Source organism: Segetibacter sp., assembly GCF_025963695.1.
Taxonomy (GTDB): Bacteria; Bacteroidota; Bacteroidia; order Chitinophagales; family Chitinophagaceae; genus Segetibacter.
Genome location: NZ_JAOQAH010000025.1, coordinates 1 through 4,585 on the forward strand (window position 1 = coordinate 1; position 4,585 = coordinate 4,585).

Sequence of the window (4,585 nt, forward strand, 5' to 3'; positions counted from 1 at the left end):
CCCATGCGGGCGAAACCAATGACGTTTCAGCCGGAAGAATTTGAGGTACCGGCAGACGCAACACAAAATGGAGAATTACGTCTTAGCTGGAGTCGCCCTGCCGGCCTTGGAGGAAGCGGACGCGGCGTGCAGGTAGCAGAAGTGTGGCTGATTCGGGTTCATGATATCCCTTCAAATGAGCGTGCAGTTCCTTATACCCATTAAACAAAATTGACTGCATTGACAAACGTTTTAGGTGATATCATTGGTACAAGGAAAATTAAAAAATGCTTTTATATGCTCAATAATGAAAAATATGTTGAAGAGTGCGACGCAAGTAAAGCAACATAGTAGTAATTAGCCCTGGCCCAAAATAACTAAACACCGTTTCATTTTAAGCAGTATAAAAAGCTTTTATCGAACTGGAATTTTTTTAACGATCTGCTATTAAATATTTCAATGAAAAACAGACTCATTTTACTTTTTACAGTAATAATTGTTGCCGGTACTGTTTTGCCGTTTTCAACATACAGTACTATCTTAAAAGACGATGAAGGAGGAAAAAAAACTATAGCCAGGATGAAAAAAGATAGCGCCGGCAATGTTGTAAAAAACGAAATCGAACGGGAATTCATTTTTGAATCAGCGCCCTTCGCCTCTTGTCATGCTTCTACAATTGTTGAATTATCAAATGGTGGTTTAATGAGTGCATGGTTTGGTGGAACTGCTGAAGGAAATAATGACGTTGCTATTTGGGGAGCCAAAAGAATAAACGGAAAATGGGCAGCACCATCAGAGCTTGCGAGAGAGCCCGGTACGCCTTGCTGGAACCCGGTTCTGTTTTATACTCACGATCGTAAACTGTGGTTATATTATAAGTTTGGACCGCATCCCGCGAGTTGGACGGCAGGACGAAAATGGAGTGCTGATAACGGCGTAACATGGTCAAAAACTGAACATCTTCCTGCCGGTTTATATGGACCGATCAGGGCGAAGCCGCTTGTAATGGCAGATGGAACAGTTGTAAGCGGAACCTCAGTGGAAAGCTTCCGCAACTGGGCAGTGTGGATTGAACGAAGCAGTGACAATGGAAAAACGTGGTCGAAAAAAGGACCTATCACTGTACCTGCAAACTTATATGGCGAGAGTGTAAAAAATGAAGTTCCGAAAGAGGTGCCTGGTTCTGATGAATGGCAGTACACTACGGGAATTATTCAACCTTCAGTTGTATCACTTGGCGGCAAAAATCTGCGGCTTTATGCACGTTCCACTTCAAAGCTGGGTAAGATTTGTGTGGCTGATTCGAAGGATGGAGGAATTACATGGACCCAGGCAAGACCAATAAATGTTCCGAATCCTAACTCAGGATTGGACGCTTTACAGCTTAAAGATGGACGTGTGATTTTGATCTATAACCACACCTTCAGCGGAAGATCGCCGCTAAATCTGGCGATAAGTAAAGACGGTGAAAACTTTACAATGTTTCAAACATTAGAAAGTGAAGCTGGAGAATTTTCTTATCCTAATATCATACAAAGCAAAAATGGCGACCTGCATATGACTTATACCTGGAACAGAAAAAAGATCCGCTACGTGCATTTACAATTGTCGGAAATTCCATAATACACGTGCCATTTAAATACCTGGTAAGAAGTACGGTTGGTTAAAAAAATATTTTCAACACAAGCTATGAACCATATGAAATTAAAATCGAGCCGCGTAAAAAGGATTCTGAAAGAAGGTGGAATATGTTACGGAACTATGCTCAGAATACTTAAATCTCCTTATGCAGTTGCCATGTGTGCATCGCAGAATTGGGATTATATAATCCTGGATACCGAACACAACGATTACGATCTCGAGACCATCGGAAATTTTTGTTTGGCGTCGAAGTATGAGGAGATGGCATTGTTCGTACGTGTGCCCGATAAACTGTATCATCAGATGGCGCAAATGTTAGATGTTGGTGCCGAAGGATTGATATTGCCGCAGGTTAGAACAGGAGAGGAGGCAAGGCATATTATTAACTCTACGAAATATTCGCCGGTTGGAAAAAGAGGGGTAAGTATATCGGAAACGGTAGCGCTATACAGAAATTACGACCAGGTTGAATATACCGAATGGGCGAATAGAGAAATCATGACCATCGTTCAGATCGAGAGTGAAGAGGGTGTGAACAATGTTGAAAAAATAGTGTCAACAAAAGGCGTTGATGCGGTAATGATTGGTCCTGCAGACATGTCGCAGGATATGGGTATTCCGGGGCAGCTTGAACACCCGCGAATGGAGGAAGCATTTCGCGAAATTATAGCCCAATGTAACAAGTATGGGGTAGCGCCGGGCATTCATTTTTCTAATATGGAGTTGGTAGAAAAGTGGGTTAAAGAGGGAATGAGGTTTGTGACCTATAGTTATGATAGTAAGTTTTTTAAAGATGCATCTCATGAGGCTTTAACCAGGTTGCGCAGCATTAAGTAATGGGACCGCGTGCACTTAATGTTTATATTTTACATAGAGCCCGATACATATAGCGCACACCGTTACTTCCGCTACTTTATTATTTTATACCTATAGCAAAAAATGCGAAATAATTTTTATGAGCCGGGCAGTCTTGCTACTATTTACAATCGTTGCGTCGCACACTTGTACCTTATGTTTAATACTGAGCATTCATTGTCGTTAATTTAAGCAGGTAAGCAAGGACTGTCGTCATTGCGAGGACGACGAAGGAGGACGAAGCAATCTGCTTTTAAATTACAATGCCTTGAGCAGATTGCTTCGTCGTGCCTCCTCGCAAGGACGAGCGGTTGTTAAGTAAATGCCTACTCATTATTCTTACTTGAGGTTGGTTTCCAGCAGCGGTTTTCGTAGCATCATCGTTGTGTCACTCACTTGTACGGCAACATAAAAATGAGCCGTAGCCTTAAAGTCGGGAATGGTTATGCTTTGTCCATACCACCCTTAAAAACAACTATGCAAAAGGATATACAAAGGGGCACAAATAACGTAGATACCGCTTCAGCCAATTTTACTCACCATGATAACATTGTATAATAATTGGTCAATAACTAATAATTTACCGGGTAACCAATCGGTACTTTTACTTGTACAAATTCTAACGAACTTCTCTTTCTAACACCTTAAATATTGCCATATGAATAGAACTTTCACGTTAAGGAGACTCTCCCTTAATACGGGGCAGATTTGTAAACGACTGCCGAATTTTAGAAAATCCTTCCTTCTATTACTACTTTCACAGGCTTTATTATTTGTTGTTAATGCCCAGTCTTCAATATCCGGTGTTGTGAAAGACCTGAAGGGGGATGCAATGTCGGGCGTTAGTGTAAGTATCAAAAACACATCTATTGGTACTACCACCAATTCGACCGGGCAATATACTATTACAGTGCGCGGAAGCAATGATGTTTTGGTAAATAAAAAACAAAAACGTACAGTGAGGAATTTGCGTGTTAACCCAGCAAATTCGTAACAACAATGTTGAACAATCATTTAGATGCTGGTTCCCAAAAAGAAATTGCTAAACCTAACGACATTATATTGAGATCCGAAAAAGATTCAGGACTCTATATCTTTTTTCACCGAAACATCACCTAACTATAATTATACAACTCATGAAAATATACGGAACCTTTATCGCACTGCTATTTCTATCCTTAAGCAGTAATGCTCAAAATACCTGGAAAATTGCCCGGCAGGAATTAATTTTTAATAACCCTCCGTTCGCCCAATGTCATGCATCGACCATTGTTGAGGTTAATCCTACAAAACTAATGGCGGCATATTTTGCCGGTACCAGTGAAGGTCACAAAGATGTCGGAATATGGCTTTCTACCCAGGAGAAAGGGAAATGGAGTGAGCCGGTACTCGTGGCAGACGGAGTTATTAACGATACCCTTCGCTACCCTTCATGGAACCCGGTATTATTCAAGGCAAAAGAAGGTAAACTCTTTTTATTTTATAAAGTAGGTCCGTCCCCTCGCGAATGGTGGGGTATGCTTCGCACCTCAGTGGACGATGGAAAAACGTGGTCTTCGCCACAGAAGTTACCGGCAGGAATTTTAGGACCTATTAAAAACAAGCCTGTTCAATTAGCAGACGGAACTATTCTTTCTCCTTCAAGTACCGAAACAAGAGAAAGTTGGAAAGCGCATATCGAGAGATCTACTGACCTTGGTGCAACATGGCAATTAATACCGGTTGATCCCGGAACAGCTTTCAACGTAATTCAACCGAGCATACTATTTTATCCTGGCAACAAGCTGCAAATTCTTTGCAGAAGCAGGGAGGATAAAGTGGTTGAAGCATATTCTGAGGACAATGGAAAAACGTGGGGTGCTTTATCGGCAACAAATCTTCTAAACCCTAATTCCGGTACTGATGCAGTTACATTAAAAAACGGCTTGCAGCTTTTAGTGTACAACCCAACAACAAGAGGCAAAGAATGGAATAACGGACGCGCCAAATTGAGTGTTGCAGTGTCAAAAGATGGCAAACAGTGGACAGATGTTGCAGTTTTGGAAAATGGTACTAAGGAAGAATATAGTTATCCCGCCGTCATTCAGGCTAAAGACGGCAAAGTGCATAT

5 protein-coding genes are annotated in these 4,585 nt (G+C 41.4%); all 5 read left to right on the plus strand.

The features are described 5' to 3' along the window. On the plus strand, positions 1 to 204 hold a 204-nt coding region (locus tag JWR87_RS03005), incomplete at its 5' end, for a hypothetical protein (RefSeq protein WP_297815427.1). A gap of 234 nt (positions 205 to 438) precedes the next feature. Continuing rightward, positions 439 to 1,602, plus strand: coding sequence for a sialidase family protein (locus tag JWR87_RS03010; RefSeq protein ID WP_297815430.1), 1,164 nt, complete (start codon positions 439 to 441; stop codon positions 1,600 to 1,602). A 75-nt stretch (positions 1,603 to 1,677) separates the two neighbouring features. Beyond that, positions 1,678 to 2,457 (plus strand): aldolase/citrate lyase family protein, encoded by a 780-nt coding sequence (locus tag JWR87_RS03015; protein WP_297815433.1) that lies wholly within the window; start codon positions 1,678 to 1,680, stop codon positions 2,455 to 2,457. A gap of 676 nt (positions 2,458 to 3,133) precedes the next feature. Then, positions 3,134 to 3,469 carry a carboxypeptidase regulatory-like domain-containing protein gene (locus JWR87_RS03020; RefSeq protein ID WP_297815436.1) on the plus strand — a complete coding sequence of 112 codons (336 nt, stop codon included), beginning with the start codon at positions 3,134 to 3,136 and terminating at the stop codon, positions 3,467 to 3,469. A 142-nt stretch (positions 3,470 to 3,611) separates the two neighbouring features. Continuing rightward, the coding region (locus JWR87_RS03025) for a sialidase family protein (RefSeq protein WP_297815439.1) at positions 3,612 to 4,585 on the plus strand (974 nt) is incomplete at its 3' end.